This is a genomic window from Gilvimarinus sp. 1_MG-2023 (genome assembly GCF_030548285.1).
On the sequence record NZ_JAUOSC010001155.1, the window covers coordinates 1 to 263 of the forward strand.

Consider the following 263-nt stretch of genomic DNA (forward strand, 5'->3'; position numbering starts at 1 on the left):
TCAGTGCCTGCTTGGCAACGGAGTCGCCATGCACAATCCGGATATCCAGCGGCGGATATCGCATCCGCCTGACAAAGTTGATCAAGTCTTGCTGATCCGCGTGGGCACTGTACCCTGACAAGGTCTGAATATTGGCTCGAATGGTTACACGCTCTCCATCCAAATCCACGTACCCTCCCTTCGGCCCCCAGTACTGGATATCCCGCCCAGGTGTCCCTTTGGCCTGATAGCCTACAAACAGTACATCTGTGCGTTTATCGGGC

1 protein-coding gene is annotated in these 263 nt (G+C 55.1%); it reads right to left on the reverse strand.

The window, feature by feature from the left end:
• On the reverse strand, positions 1-169 hold a 169-nt coding region (locus tag Q4563_RS20480), incomplete at its 3' end, for an MBL fold metallo-hydrolase RNA specificity domain-containing protein (RefSeq protein ID WP_303605822.1).
• Positions 170-263 lie beyond the last annotated feature (94 nt).